The sequence below is a fragment of the Ralstonia soli genome (assembly GCF_023955655.1).
GTDB classification, from domain to species: domain Bacteria; phylum Pseudomonadota; class Gammaproteobacteria; order Burkholderiales; family Burkholderiaceae; genus Ralstonia; species Ralstonia soli.
In genome coordinates this window covers 22,694-41,369 of sequence record NZ_JAMXHT010000013.1, presented here as the reverse complement: position 1 = coordinate 41,369, position 18,676 = coordinate 22,694, and the positions used below count along the sequence as shown (strand labels likewise).

The following is an 18,676-nucleotide window of genomic DNA, read 5'->3' as shown; positions in this document are numbered from 1 at the left end:
TCTGCGAGCCGTTGCCGGCATGGTTGGTCCAACTGACGCCGGTATCGATGACGCCCGAGAGCGTGACGCTCGATTGCGCGGCAGCGACGCCGGATAGCCCGAGCATCAGGGCAGAGGCGCCCAGCTTTGTTGCGGTGTTCATTACGGTGGTCTCCTTGATATTGGATTGGAGTGACGTCCTCCAGCCGGCATATCCAGCTCACACGTTCTTCTGCATGTGTGCACATATGCAAAACAAATTGTGCACAATCGTGTAAGGCTAAGCAAGTTCGTTGATGTTTTTTTTGGGGTGGTCGACGCCCCCCCTACGCGAGTGCTGCGCACTTGATTCGCGACACCAAACTGAACAGCCAACGACGCGGCACAGAAGTCCGCAGCCTTCGCGCCGGCTACCAATCGAAGCCACCGTTGATTCATTCAGGCGTGGCCGCATGGCGGCTTCACGCCCGCTATGCGGCCTCCTAGCACAGCGGCGCTTACATATCACGGGGCCTGTTTCTCTCGGCACAAGTGGTCCCGCGTACGCACCACCCCTCAGGACTTTCCCGCATTAGCGCTTCCCAATGTTGACAATCGTGATCCATGAACGTACAACACTGAATACATAATCACTTAATTTTGTACACACTTTTGTTTTCATAGATTCCACGAAGTGACGGCAATCCGGCCCACAGAAGGCCAGATGCCATCTGAGAACTTCTGCCCGCATCCGTCAAAGGAGACACTCGAGATGCAAACGCCTGCAGCCGCGACTGCCGATTCCCTAAGCAGCGCACAACATCACAGCAACGCCCTGATCAAACCCAGCTACGACGAACGGCTGACCAATGAAGACTTGGCCCCGCTCCGCAAGCAAACCTGGGGCACCTACAACATCTTTGCCTTCTGGATGTCAGACGTGCACAGCGTGGGCGGCTACATCACTGCGGGCAGCTTGTTCGCTCTGGGGCTATCAAGTTGGCAGGTGCTGGTGTCGCTGCTGATTGGCATCGTCATCGTGCAGTTCTTCTGTAACCTGGTGGCGAAGCCGAGTCAGGTCACTGGCACCCCTTACCCTGTCATCTGCCGCGCCTCATTTGGAGTGCTTGGCGCCAATATTCCGGCCATCATCCGCGGCCTGATCGCCGTTGCCTGGTATGGGATCCAGACCTACCTAGCTTCCAGCGCTTTCCTGGTCCTGGCGTTGCACTTTTTCCCTGCACTGGCGCCCTATGCCGACGCCAAGTTGCACGGCTTTGCAGGCTTGTCGATCTTGGGCTGGGGCGGCTTCATGACGCTGTGGGTGCTGCAGGCGCTGGTGTTCTGGACCGGCATGGAGACCATCCGCAAGTTCATCGACTGGGCCGGGCCGGCAGTCTATGTGGTGATGATCGCGCTGGCCGTGTGGCTGGTGAGCAAAGCCGGCGTGAAGAACGTGAACCTCACGCTGAGCTTTCTCAAGTACGAGGGATGGGATGCGGTGCCGGTCATGCTGAGCGCGATTGCCCTTGTGGTGTCCTACTTCTCGGGGCCGATGCTGAATTTCGGCGATTTTTCGCGGTATGCAAAGGATTTCAAATCGGTCAAGCGCGGCAACTTCTGGGGGCTGCCGGTCAATTTCCTCGGTTTCTCCCTGCTGACGGTGATCACGACCTCGGCCACCCTGCCCGTTTTCGGCAAGCTGATCACCGATCCCGTTGAGACTGTGGGCCATATCGACAGCACCTTTGCCATGCTGCTGGGCGCCTTTACCTTCATGACGGCCACCATCGGTATCAATATCGTCGCCAACTTCGTCTCGCCGGCGTTCGACTTCTCGAACGTCGCGCCCAAGCACATCAGCTGGCGCACCGGCGGCATGATCGCGGCTGTTGCCTCGATTTTCATCACGCCGTGGAACATCTACAACAACCCGGCTGTGATCCACTACACGCTCGACATCCTGGGCGCGTTCATCGGCCCGCTGTTCGGCATCCTGATCTCGGACTTCTACTTGGTGCGGCGCCAGCACGTGGTGGTGGATGACCTGTACACGCAGAACCCGAAGGCCACCTACTGGTACCGCAACGGCTACAACCCGGCGGCAGTGGCAACCATTATCCCGGCCGCCCTCATCCCCATCCTTTGTGTGGTGGTACCGACCCTGCAGTCGCTGGCCAACTACAGCTGGTTCATCGGTATGGGAATCGCGCTGATCGTGTACCGCGTGCTCGCCGCGCGCTTGATACCCGATCACGCTGCGCGCTTGCCTGAAACGCCCACCACGCCGACTTAAACGTGATATCGACCCTGCTCACGAGAACATCCATGAAGCTCAAGATCATCAATCCCAACACCACATGGAGCATGACCGAGAAGATTGGCCAATGCGCATCCGCCGTCGCCAATGCCGATACGCACGTCGTTGCGGTCAGCCCGCGCATGGGCCCGGCCTCGATCGAAAGCCACTATGACGAGGCGCTTTCCGTGCCTGGCATCCTCGACGAGATCCTCCAGGGGGAACAGGAGAATGTGGACGCCTACGTAATCGCCTGCTTCGGTGATCCCGGCCTGTACGCCGCACGCGAAGTGGCGCGCGGCCCGGTGATCGGCATTGCGGAGGCTGCCATGCACATGGCCAGCCTGGTGGGCACCAGCTTCAGTGTGGTCACAACGCTGGCACGCACCTGCAACATGGCCTGGCACTTGGCCGAGCGCTACGGCATGAAGCGTTTCTGCAGCAACGTTCGCGCCTGTGACTTGCCGGTGCTGGAATTGGAATGCCCTGGCTCGGATGCGCGCCGCATCATCACGGATGAATGCCGGCGCGCGCTCGCCGAGGACGGCAGTGACTGCATCGTGCTGGGCTGCGCCGGCATGGCCGACCTGTGCGAAGAAATCGCCGACGCCATTGGCGCGCCGGTGATCGACGGCGTGGCATGCGCGGTCAAGATGGCTGAGGCGCTGGTCTCGGCCCGACTGGCCACCAGCAAGCGCGGCGACTGGGCGCGGCCGCTGCCCAAGCCCTATTCCGGTGTACTGGCAGCCTACGCGCTGAACTAAACCATGCTGCCCGGGCCACCGAACCACGGTGGCCAACATTCAATCATCCCAATCGAGTCCGCACTACCATGCTTCCGTCACACTACCCCCGCAACCTGATCGGCTACGGCAGCCAGCCCCCTCATGCCCGCTGGCCCGGCGGCGCACGCATCGCCCTGCAGTTTGTCCTCAACTATGAGGAAGGCGGCGAGAATTGTGTGCTGCACGGCGATGCGGGCTCTGAACAGTTCCTCTCCGAAATCATCGGTGCGGCAGCCTACCCGGATCGGCACATGAGCATGGAAGGCATCTACGAGTACGGCTCGCGCGCCGGCGTGTGGCGCATCCTGCGCGAGTTCGAGCAGCGCGGCCTGCCGCTGACCGTCTTCGGCGTGTCGATGGCGCTGCAGCGGCACCCGGAGCTCACGCGCGCATTCGTGGAACTAGGCCATGAGATTGCCGGCCACGGCTGGCGCTGGATCCACTACCAGAACATCGACGAGGCCACCGAGCGCGAGCACATGCGCATCGGCATGCAGATCATCAAGGAATTGACGGGCGACGCACCACTGGGCTGGTACACCGGCCGCGACAGCCCCAATACGCGGCGCCTTGTGGTGGAGCATGGCGGGCTGCTGTATGACGCCGACTACTACGGCGACGACCTGCCCTTCTGGACAGAAGTGGAAATCACCGGTGGCCAAAAGAAGCCGCACCTGGTGGTGCCCTACACGCTGGACTCCAACGACATGCGCTTTGCCACCCCACAGGGCTTCAACACAGGGGAACAGTTCTTCCAGTACCTGAAAGATGCCTTCGACGTGCTCTACGCCGAGGGCGACCCTCAGGGCCTGGACCGCCCGAAGATGCTGTCGGTCGGCATGCACTGCCGGCTGCTGGGCCGTCCCGGGCGCATGCGCGCATTGCAGCGTTTCCTGGATTACGTGCAGAGCCACGACAAGGTATGGATCTGCCGGCGCATCGATATCGCTCGCCATTGGATCGAGACGCATCCCTTCCAGCACGCGGCCACACCTTACTCTGAAGCCACGTACGCCTGAGCCTGGCCAAGCACCCTGCGCCGCAAGCCCGGGGGGCACAACGTGCGCGGACGGCAGACGATGCCGCTTGCTGCCTGCTCTAAGGTAAAGGCGCGGATCTTAGGCGTGTGCCGTCTCAGCTGAAATCCGGCAATCTGAGGTGACTGCGCCTAAAGGCCTGCAGCCTTGTGCGCAGGCCGACCCTGCGGACGACAATTCCTCCTGGGTCCCGTCGTTCTCAGGGGTTGTTGAAGATGCTGTAGAAATCGGGGGCGCCGCTGCCGGGCATCCTCAGGTCAAGCGAGCCTTCAATATGCTGCAGGTGTCGGGACATCAAAGCATTGGCGGCAGCGGCGTCGTGCCGCTCGATGGCGTCGATGAGTTCGCTGTGCTCATGCTCGGGGCAAGCCGGTGCACCGGGGCGGTCGTACAGCGTAATGATCAGGCAGGTCCGAGAGACCATCTCACGAGTTAGTTTTTCCAGGACGGCATTGCCGACCATCTCAGCCAACAAGATGTGAAATTCGCCTGACAGCCGGATTATCGCCGCGCGGTCTGCGCGCGCGCGGGCATCGTTCTCTTCCAGCGCATGTCGGCGCAGTTTCCGGAATTTTGCTGGCGTAGCCTGCTGCGCCAGTATTGCGGCCAGTTCGGGCTCGACAACGCGCCGCGTCTGAAACACCTCGCGTGCTTCATCCACGGTAGGGCGGGCGACAAAGGCCCCGCGGTTGGGGACCAGCGTGACGAGCTTCTCATGCGCCAGCCGGGCGAACACTTGGCGGATGCGGGCCCGGCTGGCGCCGGTGACTTCGCACAGCCGCTCTTCGACCAGCTTGGTGCCGGCCAGCAACCGATGCTCCATGATTGCGGTGAGCAGGCTCATGTATATGGCCTCGGTAGCCGATGCCTCGCCGGCAGAGGACTCGGTACCGCCAGCTTCCTTCTCGGCTTCTGTCGGCGAGCTTTGCTCTGCCTTTTTTCTGCGGGTGGTTGACATGTTAGTACGGACCATCAAGCTGTCGCGAATTGGCGACTAAATCGGGATACATCGTACACAAATTGGGGGGCACTCGAGAAAAATGGCTCATGTGGCACGTACGGCGGAAGACCGTTCAGCCGAGGGCAGCTGTACCGGACCCTGGCATCAACCGCAGCGTCGGGAGCCCGACACGCGCTTGATTGCGCTGCAGGCCAAGGCGCAACGCTGGCTGGAGCGACGCACCTCGGGGCGGACCAAGAGCATCACCGACATTGCAGTGGCGGAAGGTGTCACTTGCTCTTTCGCGACGCGCGTCATTTACAGGGCCTTCCTGGCACCTGACATTGTGCGGGCCATGTTGGACGGCGGCCAACCGCCGGCCCTGACCTCCGACGCTCTCAGGCAGCGCGTACCCTTGCCCATCGATTGGGCCACCCAACGCCAGTAGCTCGGTTTCTTCCCCGCCTGATTCACCACCGATATCGGCAGCAAAACCGGCTATCGGTACTGCCACCTCAGCGCTCTGAGAATGGCGAACCCAAGCCCCGAAAAACTTAGGCGAACGGTACCGCCAAGAACGCGTAAACGACAAAGCCCCGCCAATGGCGGGGCTTTGTTCGAACCAGGCTCCGTTTGACCGGGGCGCTGGACTTGCTGGCGGAGAGGGTGGGACTGTATCGTATGCCCCACTCTTTTCCATATAGATCAACGACTTGCAGCCCTCAACAATTTCCGAGCGTACCACGCCGCCTGTACCAGCTCAAGAATGAACCGGTCGCAAATTGGAGGACGGACTCGTGCCGGGACCCTAGGAACCGTAGTCGCCCACGAGCCATGCTGCGGTAGACGCCCGCATCACACCGCGCGGTCGCGCAGCACCTTCTTGTTGATCTTGCCGACGCTCGTTTTTGGAATCTCGGCAACAAAGGTGATGCGATCCAGTTCCGGCACAGCGTACTTGCTGATCCGCTTGGATTCGACATACCGCAGCAGGTGTTCACGAATGGCGCCTGCCTTCACTTTCGCGCCGGGCTTGCACACCACGAATGCCATCGGGCGCTCGCCCCACTTGGCATCGCGCACGCCGATCACCGCGCTTTCCTGCACCCCGGGCACCTCGGCAATCAGGCCTTCCACCTCGATCGACGATACCCACTCGCCACCAGTCTTGATGACGTCCTTGATGCGATCGACGATCTGCACGAACCCGTTGGGCATCATGACCGCGATGTCTTGGGTATGCAGGTAGCCGCCTTGCCACAGCGCTTCGGAAGCGTCGGGCTTCTTGAAATAGCCCTGCGTGAGATATGGCGTGCGCAGCACGATCTCGCCCTGGCTCTTGCCGTCGTGCGGCACGTCGCACAGGTTTTCGTCGACGATGCGGAAGTCAGACATCGGCACCGGGCGGCCGGTAGAGCAGCGCATCCACACCTCTTCCTGCCGATTGGCCGGCTTGAAGCGCGGCGGCAATTGCGCAAGCGAGACGACGGGCCCGGTTTCCGACATGCCGTAGCCGGCAAACACGTCGATCCCGCACTCCAGTGCCGCCTCGCACAGTGCGGGAGATAGCGCCGAGCCACCGATGATGACCTTCCAGCCCGATAGATCGTGCATGCCGCCCTGCGAGGCCTGCAGCAGCATCTGCAGGATGGTGGGCACGCAATGCGAGAACGTGACCTTCTCGGTGTCGTGCAGTTTGAGTAGCAGTTCGGGCACGTAGCGGCCCGGCAGCACGATCTTGAGCCCCAACGTGACGGCGATGTACGGAATGCCCCAGGCCAGCACATGGAACATCGGCGTGATTGGCATGTAGACGTCTTCACGGTGCAGGCGCTGACCATCGCGCGGCGAGCACAACGTCATGGCGGTGGCCATGGTGTGCAGGACGATGTCGCGGTGGCTGTAGCTCACCCCTTTGGGGTCGCCTGTGGTGCCGGTCGTGTAGAAGGTCGCGGCCTTGGTGTGTTCGTCGAAATCGGGGAAGGTGAAATCGGGCGAGGCTTGCCCCAGCAGCACCTCGTATTCGCCAGCCACCGGCAGGCTCGTCTGCGGCATGGGCTCGCCGTCGGCGAGCACGACCACGTGGCGCACGCAGGCGAGGTCGCCCTTGATCTCTTCGAGCAGAGGCACGAAATCGGCATGCACCAGCACGACTTCGGCTTCGGAATCGTTCAGGGTGTAGAGAATCTGCTGCGCGGAGAGCCGCACGTTCACGGTGAACAGCGTCGCTCCCATCATCGGGATGCCAAAGTAGCTCTCCAGATACCGATGGCTGTCCCAGTCCATGACGGCCACGGTTGAACCATGGCGCACGCCCAGCGCCGTCAGCGCCGAGGCCAGTCGGCCCACGCGCTGGCGGAAAGCATGAAAGCTGTAGCGCAGCTCACCGCGATAGGTGATTTCCTGGTCGCCGTACAGGCTCTGCGAGTTGAGCAGGAGTTGCTTGACCAGCAGCGGGTAGGTGTAGGCCGATGGCGTCGGGGTGATCAGGTTGCTTTGCATGGGTTTCGTTGTCTCGGGAATCGTGCTCAATTGGAAACGTGGAGCGGCGATGCTTGGGTTGGTGTGGCGGCGCGAATCATTTGGCGATGTCGTCCAGCGTGACCACGAGCTTGTCGTCGATGATGCAAACGGGAAGTGTCTTCAGGCGCAAGCTCCCCGCACCCGCCGTGCAGCCAGTGACCAGATCAAAGCGCAGCCCATGCGCGGGACAACCCAGAATCGTTCCGTCAAGTGCACCATTGGCTAGCGATGCGCCCTGGTGCGGGCAAGTGTTGTCGATGGCATGCAGCGTGCCGCCAATGTTGAACAGCACGATACTGCGCCCATCAATGAAGGCGAGCTTGCGATGGCCGGGCGCGATTTCATCCGCGCGGGCCACTGGGATTTGACGAGGCATTACACACCCTCAATCATCCGTTCAAAGAAAAAAAACGAGGAGATTGCTCTCCTCAAACAATCCGACCGACGAAAGGGCGATCGCACAGAAAGGCCCCTCCGTGGTTTAACGGCCGTTCAGAACTTGTGGCGTACACCCAGCGCGGCACCGAGCATCTTGTCCTTGCCAGCTGCCAGGCCGTAGCCAGTCGCGTTCAGGTCCACGCCCGCTTGATCGAGCGCCAAGCCGGCGTTCTTGGCGTAGGCGGTGGTCAGATACAGGTCGGTACGCTTGGACAGGGTGTAGTTCGCAACGAACTGCAGTTCCCACGGGTTGCTCAGACCGCTCGTCACGCCGCCCACGTTCTTCATCTTTTCGTAGGAATAGGCCAGCGTCAGACCCAGCGCGGTGGTGACTTGATAGTTCGCGCCCGCCCAGTAGTAGTCGTCGCCCAGCACTTCATTGCCGGCAAAGTCCTTGTTCTTGCCCCAGCGGTAGCCGGCCATCAGTTTGGCCGGGCCCAAGGTGTAGCTGCCCGCAATGGCGGCCTTTTTGACCGAACCGGAGCCCGCGAATGCGCCGCCGGCAAAGGCCGCCGGATTGAATTGGTCGTAGCCGACGGTCGCGCCGAACGGGCCAGCGGAGTACGCAACGCCTGCGCCATAGCCCGAATTTGCGCGGAACTGACCCGCGACTGGGCCGTTGCCGCCGTTGGCCGCTGCCACGCTCAGCGGGTTCACGCTGTTGGCGCCCGTACCAAAGGCGTAGTGCGCTTCCGCCGTGATCGGGCCGAACACGCCCGTGTACTTGACCGCGTTGTTCGAGCGGAAATCCAGGCCAAGCCCCACGACCACCGGCTCATACTGGGTCGCATAGCCAGTCGGCGAGAAGTTCGCCAGCAGGTCGAATAGCGTGGTGTACTGGCGGCCGAAGGTCAGTTTTCCCAGCGAGGCGCTTTGCAGGCCGACGAACGCTTGACGACCGAACAGCAGGCCGCCCTGCCCCATCGTGCCGTTGTCGGCATTGAAGCCGCTTTCCAGCACGAACAGCGCGCTATTGCCGCCACCCAGATCTTCCGTGCCGCGCAAGCCCCAGCGTGAGCCGGACAGGCCGCCGCTCTGCATGCTGACGCGGTTGCCGGAGTTGCCCGCGGTTGCACCCGGCTGGTTAGTGGCGTATTCGATGTTCATGTCGACCACGCCATACAGCGTGACGTTCGACTGTGCCAATGCGCTGCCGACGCAAATCGCCAGCGATGCGGCTCCGATGTACTTCATCTTCATGCTGCTAGGTCTCCTCTTTTGTTGTCGTCCCCGGCTACGCCGGAGTTCGTTCAGAACGGCTTGCTGCCGATCACGACCGTGCGCCCATCTTGCGATTACACGATGGGCTACCCAGGCCCGGCGAGGCCGGATCTTGTGTAGAAGGCGATGCGCCAAAAGAAGCGGTAGAGATGCTCAATGCCACCCAGTACCCAGGCGTCGTCGCCCGAGCGCGGAACAACCTCTTTGTCGTTCGCACCTTGCCAAACGCGATGTCTGCCCAGCAATATCAACTGGGCAAATCAACCCTGCCCCTCCAGTTCGGCAAATGCTGCAGGGCTCAAACCCGGTGGTTGCAGCATGTTGATAATGGCTTCGCTGGTCTCCTTGCCATTCACCAGCAACGAGAGCGTGCGAGATTTCTGGTCCAGACCGTGCGCACGCGTGCGGATCGCTTCTTGCCCCTTGTCCGTTTTTTGGTAGATGCGTCCCCTCACCTGATCAGGCATGGTGCTGGGATGCCACAGGACCCGCCTGCCCCGGCGCCGTATCGGTGCGAGGTCCAATACGCGCGGCCACCAGGAAACACAAAGCCGACATAATCGCCAGCACGTCCGTGCCCAAAAGCGCGAATGTCAGCGGCGCCGAGGTTCCCGATCGAGCGAGCCGATCGCTGATCATGCCAACCGCAAGATTGCCGATCGTGATGGCGAACACATTGATCAGCAGCATGCTGAAGCCAGAAATCGTCGCGCGCATGTGCACCGGCGCCTGGCTCAGGATGACCGTGTTGGTCGGGCCATACAGTGCCAACGGCAGGAAGAAGCCAGCGCACATGCCCACGTAGAACAGGGCCGAACTTGGTGGCGCGAAGCGATAGGCAATCATCAGCGGACCGCAGATGGCGACGAGCAGCACCATGAAACCTACATGTCCCCCAGGCATCCGCCTGGCGAGGCGATCGCCCATCACACCGCCCGCGACCGACCCCAGGGTGCCGAAAATGAGTTGCAGCATGCCGATGGTCCGCGCAATGTTGGCGGCATCGAATCCACGCTCGCGCACCAGCCACAACTGCGCAAATGACAGGCCAGCAAACACCATGTGCACCAGCACAAAACCGCCGATCACAGCCAACAATGCAGGATTGCCACCAAGCACACGCAGCGCGCTGCGCACTTGCGTAAAAAAAGGCGCGCCACGCTGTTGCGCACCCGCGCTCTTGCGCTCCTCCTTCACAAAGGCGAGTGATACGGCGATCAGCACGCCGACGACCCCGAGCATCTGAAACGTGGAGCGCCAGCCATGCGTGGCCCCGAAGGTGCCTGCCAACAGGAAGCTGAAACCGATGCCGGCCGGGATGCCCATAAAGAACACCCCGATCGCCGTACCACGCCTCTTTTCAGAGAACAACTCACCCAGCATCGCCACTGCCGCGGGCACCAGCGCGGCCTCACCGCTGGAGACCAGGAAGCGGGCTGCCGCCATTTGCTCGAAGTTCTGCGCGAAACCGGAGGCTGCCGTGCAAGCGCTCCAGACCAACAAACCGCCGGCAATGACACGCGTGCGGCTGAAGCGATCCGCCAATGTGCCCAGGAAGACTGCCATCACGCCAAAGCTCAACACCCAGACGGCGCCCACCAGGAAGCCATATTGCGCATTGCTCAGGCCAAGATCGGCAATGACCTGGGGCGAAAAGCCCAACAGCATATTGCGATCGATATGCGCCAGGATATGGATGAACAGCAATGCAGCCAGAGCGATAAAGGGGCGTTTCTGAAACATGCTTGTCTCCTGAGATTGCACCGTTTGAACGGCGTCTTGCTCTTGGGCTTTGCTTCCGTGTCAGCCAAACCCGGCACCGGCCCTCTGAATACGCGACAACCGGCCGACTGGGCTCCTGCTACAACATCCCACCATTCGGGCTGATGATCTGACCGGCGATGTAATGCCCGTCGGCAGCCAGATAGACGGCAAGCGAGGCATATTCCTCGGGCGTACCCAGGCGGCCCAGCGGAACAAGCTGAAAAAGCTGCTTGCGCTTTTCCTCTCCTATCCTCTGAAGCAACGCCTCGAATTGGTCGGTATGCACACCACCGGGTGCAATGGCGTTGACAAAGATATTGGCGCCAGCCACTTCAGCCGCGACCGAGCGGGTGAACGCCACGACTGCCCCCTTGGTTGCCGAATAGTGCGGGCTATGGGCGCTGAACGCCGCAAACCCCGCAATCGACGCGATATTGATGATCTTGCCGTCACGCTGCGGCTCCATGCGCTTGAGGGCCTCGCGGGTGCAATAGAACACCCCATGCACATTCACATCCCAGAAGCGGTGCCAGTCGTCATCCGTCATGCTGCTGGTGAAGCCGAGCGTGTGGCGCGGCTGCGGCGTGGTGAGGTAGGCGTAGTGCTGCAGGCGACGCTGCTCGTCGATCGGCTTGGTGGGAATGACGGCCGCATTGTTGACGAGGACGTGCACTGTCCCGAAATGCGCGTCCACCTGTTCAAAGAGGTTCGCGACGGCCGTGCTTGAGCCCACGTCGCATTGCAAGGCCAGGCATTCGGCGCCGCACGATGCGATTTCCGCGCGGGTTACCTCCAGCGCCGTCGTGTTGATGTCGCAAACAACGAGCTTGGCACCCGCATCGGCATAGGCCAATGCGATAGCTTTTCCCAAACCGCCTGCTGCCCCCGTTACCACGGCAACTTTGTTATCCAGCTTCATGTGTCACGACTTCCCAAACAGACAGCGACAGACAGGCATGCCATTGCGGCATCGCCCACCTGCCTTAACATCCCAAGGCGGCGCGCCGCCATGACGCGCCTGCCGCTTGCTCCAGCTCTCAGGCCGCCAGCTGGAAGCCGCGCTGCCCCGGTTTGCGGTTGGGCTCATAACCCACGGCGGCGAGCGTCTCGTCGATGCTGTTGTAGTGCTCACCGATCTTGTAGATGCGACGGGCATCCGCGCCGGTCGCCACCTCGCGATGCAGTTCGCGTGCGATGCGCACCATCTGCTCGACCTGTTGCACCGACGTCATGCGCTCACCTTTTTTGCTCCAAAGGTTGTCCTCGATTCCAACGCGTACATGCAGGCCCATGGCGATGGCCATGGTGTTCAACGGCAGCATATGGCGCATCAGACTTTCAATGGATAGCACAGCGCCCTGCGGGCAACGGTTGATGAACTCCATCATGTTGCGCGGGTTGGGGCCGTCGGCACCACCGCCAATGGCGACCCAGTTCAGAACCAGCGGGCCGGTATAGAGACCGCGGCGGATCAATCGCTCCACAGTCTCAAGTTGTCCAAGATCACCCAGCATGAAGTGCGGCTGGATACCGTTGGCTTGCAGGCGCTTAAGGTGCTCCTCCACAAAGGCTGGGCCCGACGGAATCCACATTTCCTTGTAGGCCTGGAAATAGGCTGGCTCGGCCATCGAGGTGCCGGCGCAATCGTCGTGCGTCAGCAGCTCGGTCACGTTCATCTGGTTGGTGTTGATGGCGAGCGTCACCTGGTCGGGCTTAGGCGACAGCTCGGCCAGCATATGGCGCGTGTCGTCGTTGAGCCATTTGGCCGCCGCGCCCTCGTCTTCCGGCGCGAACGAGATCGAACCGCCCACTTGCAGCAGCATGTTGGGAACCGCTTCACGCAGGCGAGCCAGCATTTCGTTGAACTTGGAAAGGCGCTTGCTGCCCTTGCCATCCTCTTCGCGCACGTGCACGTGCAGCACGGTGGCGCCGGCGTTGTAGCAGTCCACCGCCTTCTGGATCTGTGCGTCCATCGAGACCGGGATATCGTCGGAGTCGCTGGGCAAGAATTGCGGCCCAAACGGGGCCACCTGGATCACCAGCGGCTCCTGGTTCTCGGGAAGCAGAGAGTCGTCAAAGAATTGCATGTGAGTCTCCTATCGGTATCAGTTCGCGCCCGGGCTTATTCCACGGTGGCAGCGGTCTTGTTCTCGCGGGCTGCAAGCTCTTCCAGCAGGATGGGGGCGCCCAGGCTCATGCTGTGAATGCCGAGCACCGACACGGCTTGCAGCACCGCCGTGATCTCTTCCTTGGTGGCACCCAGATCAAGCGCCTTGCGGATGTGGCGGCGCACGCCAGGCCCGTACATGTGCGTGCACGACGCATCGACGGCAATGGCAAGGAATTCCAGCGTTTTCGGGTCGAGCACACTGTGTGGCTTGATTCCCATGGCCATGAATTTTTCAGTCCATGCCGGATCAAGTTCTGCAAATGGCTCCCAATTGGGATTCCAGTTACCGGTGGCGCGCATCATGTCGCAGACCGGGGTTGCGGATGCGTCAATCGGGGCGTTTGTCGTCATTGCGAAGTTCCTTGCCAGAGCTGTCACGCTCGGGTCTGCAGCACATTGCGGATGTCTGAATTCTAGGCACCGCTCGCTTTTTTTGATTGACCTTACGGGACATTTTGTTAACATTTCGGGACACCCTGGGAAGACCCTAATGCCTTACCTTGTCCGCAGCGCCAGCCTGACTGGATACGCCGAAGCCGCCCGCGCAGGCGGGCTCGACCCGTTCCGCATGCTGGCAGAGGTGGGGCTCCCGGCGGACAGCTTGTCTGATGTCGACCTCAAGATTCCGGCCGACAGGGTCGGCAGACTGCTTGAGTTGTCTGCCCAGCGCAGCGGCATCGAAACATTTGGCCTGCGGATGGCGGAGACACGGCGCGCGTCGAACCTCGGCCCATTGATCCTCCTCGTGCGTGACGAGCCGACGCTGCGCCAGGCGTTGCAGGCGATGGCACGCTACGGCCATCTGCACAACGAGGCGATCTTCCTTCACGTCGAAGAAGAAGACGGCATTGCGGTCATCCGTGACGAAGTGCTGGCCGGCGGCGCGGGGTCGCTCAGGCAGGCGACGGAGTTGGTCGTGGGTGTCTTGTTCCGCTTGCTACGCTTTTTCCTGGGCGATGATTGGCACCCCAAGACCATCTTCTTTGCGCATGGAGCGCCGAAAGATCGGACCGTCCATACCCGCGTCTTTGGCACGAATGTGGAATTCGGTCATGCCTTTAGCGGCATCGTCTGCAATGCCAGTGACCTCGATTTGCCGCTTCCATCGGCCGACCCCGTCATGGCCCGGTATGTTCGCCGATACCTGGATGATCTTGACCCGGACGGCGGCAAGAGGATGTTGGACGAAGTACGGCAGATGGTGTTGATGCTGCTCCCGTCCGGACGCAGCACAATCGACCACATCGCACGGCATCTGGGAATCAACCGGCGCACAATTCATCGTCATCTTGCGCAGGACGGCACCACGTTTTCATCGGTTCTCGACGCCGTGCGCAGCGAGCTTGCGGTGCGCTACCTGAACCGAGGCGAGCGCCAATGCGCCGAGATCTCGGGCTTGCTGGGCTTCTCAGAGCCCAGTGCGTTCACCCGCTGGTTCGGGGCGACGTTCGGATGCAGTCCGACGCAGTTCCAGGTGTCCGCAGAGAACACTCTCAGGAGAAAGAAACAAACCAAAGCGCACCGGACACCCGGGAAAAAAGACACCCAACGCACAACGCTCAGTCAGAAAACACCGCGGCGACCGTAGCGCAGTTTGCGCCACCGCATCGGCATACATTGTGCGGCGCTGACTTTGGGGCCGTGCCGACTCTGTGAACGCATCCAATGTCTCAACGTACCTGATGGACTTTATCGTCGGGACAATTTCGTCGTACTCGGGCAACGGTACCTCCAAGATGGCGTAAACGACAAAGCCCCGCCGGTGGCCGGGCTTTGTTCGAGCGGGGCTCAGTTTGACAGGGGCGCTGGACTTGCTGGCGGAGGGGTGAGTCTGGGGCTGGTTTGTCTCGCCCCACTGCCCCGCTATCAGGGAAATTTGCAGGGAATTCGCAGCATCAATCGCTTCAAGAATTCAGCAATGCTCGCAATTTGAGCGAATTGCGATGAGTTGCCCAACGCGACTGCCAACTTGGAACAAGGAATAACAGGGAAGCCACCCCACGGAAGACCACAGCGTCGGCAACCCCTTGATGCTGTGTGCCGTAGTGTCCGTGCATGACGTGACAGCCAAGAAACTCTCATTCAATTCCAGGCCGGCCGCGCCAATAGGACCACCCATCTTGATGCATCGTGTCTGCGCCTTTTCAGTCGAGGACTCATCCGTCTGAATCGTGGCTTGCGCCGAATCCTTACACTGGCCAGTCGGTGTTTCCAGCGCCTTCAGATATTGCCTCAGGTATCCCATCACGCAGCAAGCAAGTACCGCAGCACCGATCCTTAGTTGCAACGCAAGCTGAAATCTTGGCAGATCGCTCAGTTCGAGATACCGGAAAGTAAAGGCACCCAGATAGCCAACGGCAACCATCAAAATTATCGATGACCGAAAATCAGGATGAGCTTTAACCTGAGTGTAAAGGTGGGATTGCCCACGCCCCTCGCCTTCATTAGCAAGGGTTTCAAGTCGGCGATGAAGCAGGTACCCCGAACGCTTCGAAGATCTCGCCGATCGACGGGTTGCGCCGCAGCGTCTGGCCGCCACTCACATGAATGACCTGCCCGGTCACGAAACGCGATTCGTCGCTGGCCAGCCACAGGGCGGCATCCGCAACATCAGCCGATACGCCGCTGCGACCCAGCGGTATTTCGCGCTGGTAGAGCGCGGCGACGGTGGGGTTCGCCAGCCCGCCCGCTGACATTGGCGCATCGGCCACACCGCCCGGCGCGATCGAGTTCGCGCGAATGCCCTGCCCGCCGAACTCGTGCGCGACGCAGCGCACGACGTGGTCCATGCCCGCCTTCGTGCCCATATACGCCGCATGGTGATCGAACATGATGGTCGCCGTGACCGATGAGATCTGGATGATCGACCCGCCCGACGTCATGTGCCGAAGCAGCGCCTGGAAAAACTGGAACGGTCCGATGAACTGAATCGCGCTCATCGCCTCCAGATCTTCACGGCAATGTTCAGCAAACGGTTTCAGCAACCCCCAGCCCGTGGCATTGACGCCGATGTCGAGCCGCTCCAGCCGCGCGACGCTTTGCTCGAGGAGTGCATCAATGTCCGCCTGCGATGTGATGTCACACACGAGCCCGTCCACGCCGAGCCGAGCCGCAGATGCCGCAACAGCCTCCGCGCGGCGTCCGGCAATCACCACGCGAGCGCCGTGCTCAGCGTAACGCTGCGCGATCGCCTCGCCGATGTTGCCCGGCGCAACGCCGAGTACCAGCGCTGATTTGTCCTTCAGTCGATTTCCCATGATGCCCTCACACCGCCGGTTCAAAGATCTGGACGGGATTGCTGCCGTCCCAGGATTGCGCAGCGGCGATGCCGTAGCGGATCATCTCGCGCATCCCCGCGCCCTGAATCACTTCGTAGACCACGCCCGGCTCGTCTCTGTGCTCCAGGTAGGCCACTCGGGTCGCCGGGTTTTCCGCCTCGAATACGACCGTCAGCCCGTCCGCGGTCAGGCGCGTTAGCGCGGCGTCGATGTCATCAACGACCCACGCGACGTGATGCATGCCCAGCACCGGCTTTCCCTCGGCATCGCGATACGGCGATGGCGCGTTGTTGGTCGCCTCGATCAGCTCGATCTGCGTATTGCCCTGGTAGGCAAGCGCAACGTCCATCGTGACCGTGACCGGCTTGCCGCGGTATCGCCCTTCCAGAGTGACGTCGCGAAACACAGTCCATGGCCCAACACCGAGGTGCGCGACCCAGCGATGGATGCTTTGCTCCAAATCGCTGACGAGATAACCCACTTGGTCAATGGGGCCCAACATTCCAGGTTTCATGACGTACCCCCGATCAAGTGAACCGGCTGCGCGATGCCCCGCGTGGTCGCGATGTGATTGGCTGCGATATAGCCGAATGTCATGGCCGGCCCGATGGTCGATCCCGGGCCCGGATAGGTTTTGCCCATCACGGCCGCCGCTGTATTGCCAAGCGCATAGAGACCGTCGATCACCGAACCGTCGGGCCGCAATACGCGTGCATGGGCATCGGTGCACAACCCGCCTTTGGTGCCGATCTCGCCTGCGTCCAAACGCAGCGCATAGAACGGCGCTCGCTCGATCGGTCCGAGGCATGGATTCGGCTTGGACGACGAATCGCCGTAGTAGCGGTCGAATACGGTGTTCCCTTTGCCGAACTCCGTGTCGACACCGGTGATCGCATAGCCGTTCATCTGTGCGACGGTCTGTGCCAGCCCGTCGGCGTTCACGCCGATCTTCGCGGCAAGTTCGGACAGCGTGTCTGCGCGATAGATGACGCGGTCGAGCCACCCGGCCGGGATCTTGCTGTCCGGCTGCACGCTGCCGGGCAACAGCACGCCGCACGGATAGCGCTTGCGATACACGGCGTCGAAGATCAGCCATGCTGGCACGTTGGCCTGTGTGCGCGCATGGTCGGCATACATCGCGTGGATCACGTCAGGGTAAGGCGCGGATTCGTTGACGAAGCGCCGCCCGAGCTGGTTGACCATCACGCAGCGCGGCGCCGAACGCTCGACGAACAGCGCGCGCTGCTTCTCTTCACCCGGCACGTACACGGTCGGCGCGCCCCACACAAAATCCATCAGAGCGACGTCCGCACCCAGTGCAAGCCCAGCGCGAATGCCGTCGCCGGTGTTGATCGGCGGCGCCGCACTCCACTCGGCGCGCGTCGGCTTCGGCAGGTACTGTTCGCGCATCGCCTGGTTTGCTTCGAACCCGCCGCAGGCGAGCACGACGCCGTGCCTGGCACGGATGCCGAAGGGTTGACCGTTTCGTTCGACAACCACGCCGTTCACGCATCCGTCGTCGGACTGCAGGGAGCGCATCGGCGTGTCGAGCCAGAGCGCGACGCCGCGCTGCGCGAGCGCTGCCCGCAGGCTGGCGACGAGCGCATTGCCGAGCGTCAGGCGACGGTCCCGCGAGGTACGACACCGCCACCGGAGATCCGTCGCATAACGCAGCATCAGGCGCGCGGTGAGGCGAAGCCATCCGCGCTCCTTCGCGAGGATCGTGTGCGCTTCGATCTGCGTCATCGCAATGCGCCCGCCGATCAACGTGGCCGGCGAGGGTGCGCGCAGATCGGCGAAGTGCTCGCCCAGGCGTGCTGCGTCGAACGCCGCCGGCTCCATCGTCCGGTAGCCGGGCTTGCCGCCGTTACGATCCGGGTAGTAGTCGGGATAGCGCGGCACCGAGTGGAACTGGGTCTGCGCGTGCTGCGCGAGCCAGGCGACCATCTTGGGGCCGTTTTCGAGATACGCGTCGATGCGCGGTGGATCGAAATCCTCGCCGACGACCTCGCGCAGGTACGTGGTCGCCTCTTCGTAGGAATCGCTGCCACCGAGTGCGGCGATCTGGTCGTTGCACGGAATCCAGATGCCGCCGCCGGAGACAGCCGTCGTGCCGCCGTAGACCTTGCTCTTTTCGACGACCAGCACCGACAGGCCCTGATCGTGCGCGCGCAGCGCTGCCGTCATTGCGCCAGCGCCGGAACCAACCACCACCACGTCGTACGTGGCATCTGCGAGCCGATCGTGTCGACCATCTTGCATG

Annotated in this window: 18 protein-coding genes; 4 read left to right on the top strand and 14 right to left on the bottom strand. The window is 61.7% G+C overall.

Features of this window, described 5'->3' with window-relative positions; genetic code table 11:
• Nucleotides 1–106: porin (locus tag NG900_RS25705; protein ID WP_252685094.1), on the bottom strand; the 106-nt coding region annotated here is incomplete at its 3' end.
• A gap of 624 nt (nt 107–730) precedes the next feature.
• Between NG900_RS25705 and NG900_RS25700 the strand changes: the two genes are divergently transcribed.
• The 3 genes from NG900_RS25700 to puuE all read left to right on the top strand — a co-directional run bounded on the left by NG900_RS25700 (nt 731) and on the right by puuE (nt 4,061).
• A complete protein-coding gene (locus NG900_RS25700; RefSeq protein ID WP_252685092.1) occupies nt 731–2,254 on the top strand; it encodes an NCS1 family nucleobase:cation symporter-1 in 1,524 nt (507 codons plus the stop codon).
• 32 nt (nt 2,255–2,286) lie between these two features.
• Nucleotides 2,287–3,021, top strand: coding sequence for an aspartate/glutamate racemase family protein (locus tag NG900_RS25695; RefSeq protein ID WP_252685090.1), 735 nt, complete (start codon nt 2,287–2,289; stop codon nt 3,019–3,021).
• A 68-nt stretch (nt 3,022–3,089) separates the two neighbouring features.
• The gene (gene puuE, locus NG900_RS25690; protein ID WP_252685088.1) at nt 3,090–4,061 is read left to right on the top strand and encodes an allantoinase PuuE; all 972 of its coding nucleotides are present in this window, start codon (nt 3,090–3,092) and stop codon (nt 4,059–4,061) included.
• Nucleotides 4,062–4,278: 217 nt separating this feature from the next.
• On the opposite strand, the gene NG900_RS25685 is transcribed toward puuE, so the two are convergent.
• The 9 genes from NG900_RS25685 to NG900_RS25645 form a co-directional block, all read right to left on the bottom strand.
• The gene (locus NG900_RS25685; RefSeq protein WP_289813984.1) at nt 4,279–5,037 is read right to left on the bottom strand and encodes a GntR family transcriptional regulator; all 759 of its coding nucleotides are present in this window, start codon (nt 5,035–5,037) and stop codon (nt 4,279–4,281) included.
• An 837-nt stretch (nt 5,038–5,874) separates the two neighbouring features.
• On the bottom strand, nt 5,875–7,521 hold the full coding sequence (locus NG900_RS25680; RefSeq protein ID WP_252685084.1) for a fatty acid--CoA ligase: 1,647 nt from the start codon (nt 7,519–7,521) through the stop codon (nt 5,875–5,877).
• Between the two features lie 76 nt (nt 7,522–7,597).
• Complete coding sequence (locus NG900_RS25675; RefSeq protein ID WP_252685082.1) at nt 7,598–7,918, bottom strand: Rieske (2Fe-2S) protein; 321 nt, start codon at nt 7,916–7,918, stop codon at nt 7,598–7,600.
• Between the two features lie 116 nt (nt 7,919–8,034).
• Nucleotides 8,035–9,180: a porin gene (locus tag NG900_RS25670; protein ID WP_252685080.1), complete on the bottom strand. Its 1,146-nt coding sequence runs from the start codon at nt 9,178–9,180 to the stop codon at nt 8,035–8,037.
• A 281-nt stretch (nt 9,181–9,461) separates the two neighbouring features.
• Nucleotides 9,462–9,668, bottom strand: coding sequence for a hypothetical protein (locus tag NG900_RS25665; RefSeq protein WP_252685078.1), 207 nt, complete (start codon nt 9,666–9,668; stop codon nt 9,462–9,464).
• Nucleotides 9,661–10,944 carry an MFS transporter gene (locus NG900_RS25660; RefSeq protein WP_252685076.1) on the bottom strand — a complete coding sequence of 428 codons (1,284 nt, stop codon included), beginning with the start codon at nt 10,942–10,944 and terminating at the stop codon, nt 9,661–9,663. The genes NG900_RS25665 and NG900_RS25660 overlap by 8 nt, the downstream gene beginning before the upstream one ends.
• Before the next feature lie 118 nt (nt 10,945–11,062).
• Entirely contained in the window at nt 11,063–11,884 is an 822-nt protein-coding gene (locus NG900_RS25655; protein WP_252685074.1) for an SDR family NAD(P)-dependent oxidoreductase, read from the bottom strand.
• A 118-nt stretch (nt 11,885–12,002) separates the two neighbouring features.
• Nucleotides 12,003–13,052: a beta-keto acid cleavage family enzyme gene (locus tag NG900_RS25650; RefSeq protein WP_252685072.1), complete on the bottom strand. Its 1,050-nt coding sequence runs from the start codon at nt 13,050–13,052 to the stop codon at nt 12,003–12,005.
• 35 nt (nt 13,053–13,087) lie between these two features.
• Entirely contained in the window at nt 13,088–13,486 is a 399-nt protein-coding gene (locus NG900_RS25645) for a carboxymuconolactone decarboxylase family protein (RefSeq protein WP_252685070.1), read from the bottom strand.
• A 139-nt stretch (nt 13,487–13,625) separates the two neighbouring features.
• Between NG900_RS25645 and NG900_RS25640 the strand changes: the two genes are divergently transcribed.
• The gene (locus NG900_RS25640) at nt 13,626–14,723 is read left to right on the top strand and encodes an AraC family transcriptional regulator (protein ID WP_252685068.1); all 1,098 of its coding nucleotides are present in this window, start codon (nt 13,626–13,628) and stop codon (nt 14,721–14,723) included.
• A gap of 324 nt (nt 14,724–15,047) precedes the next feature.
• Here the strand turns inward: NG900_RS25640 and NG900_RS25635 are convergent, their stop codons facing one another.
• The 4 genes from NG900_RS25635 to NG900_RS25620 form a co-directional block, all read right to left on the bottom strand.
• Nucleotides 15,048–15,500 carry a hypothetical protein gene (locus NG900_RS25635; RefSeq protein WP_252685066.1) on the bottom strand — a complete coding sequence of 151 codons (453 nt, stop codon included), beginning with the start codon at nt 15,498–15,500 and terminating at the stop codon, nt 15,048–15,050.
• Nucleotides 15,501–15,591: 91 nt separating this feature from the next.
• The gene (locus NG900_RS25630) at nt 15,592–16,392 is read right to left on the bottom strand and encodes an SDR family oxidoreductase (RefSeq protein ID WP_252685064.1); all 801 of its coding nucleotides are present in this window, start codon (nt 16,390–16,392) and stop codon (nt 15,592–15,594) included.
• Nucleotides 16,393–16,399: 7 nt separating this feature from the next.
• The gene (locus tag NG900_RS25625; protein ID WP_252685062.1) at nt 16,400–16,915 is read right to left on the bottom strand and encodes a VOC family protein; all 516 of its coding nucleotides are present in this window, start codon (nt 16,913–16,915) and stop codon (nt 16,400–16,402) included.
• 8 nt (nt 16,916–16,923) lie between these two features.
• Nucleotides 16,924–18,675 (bottom strand): FAD-dependent oxidoreductase, encoded by a 1,752-nt coding sequence (locus tag NG900_RS25620; RefSeq protein ID WP_252685060.1) that lies wholly within the window; start codon nt 18,673–18,675, stop codon nt 16,924–16,926.
• Between the last annotated feature and the right edge of the window lies 1 nt (nt 18,676).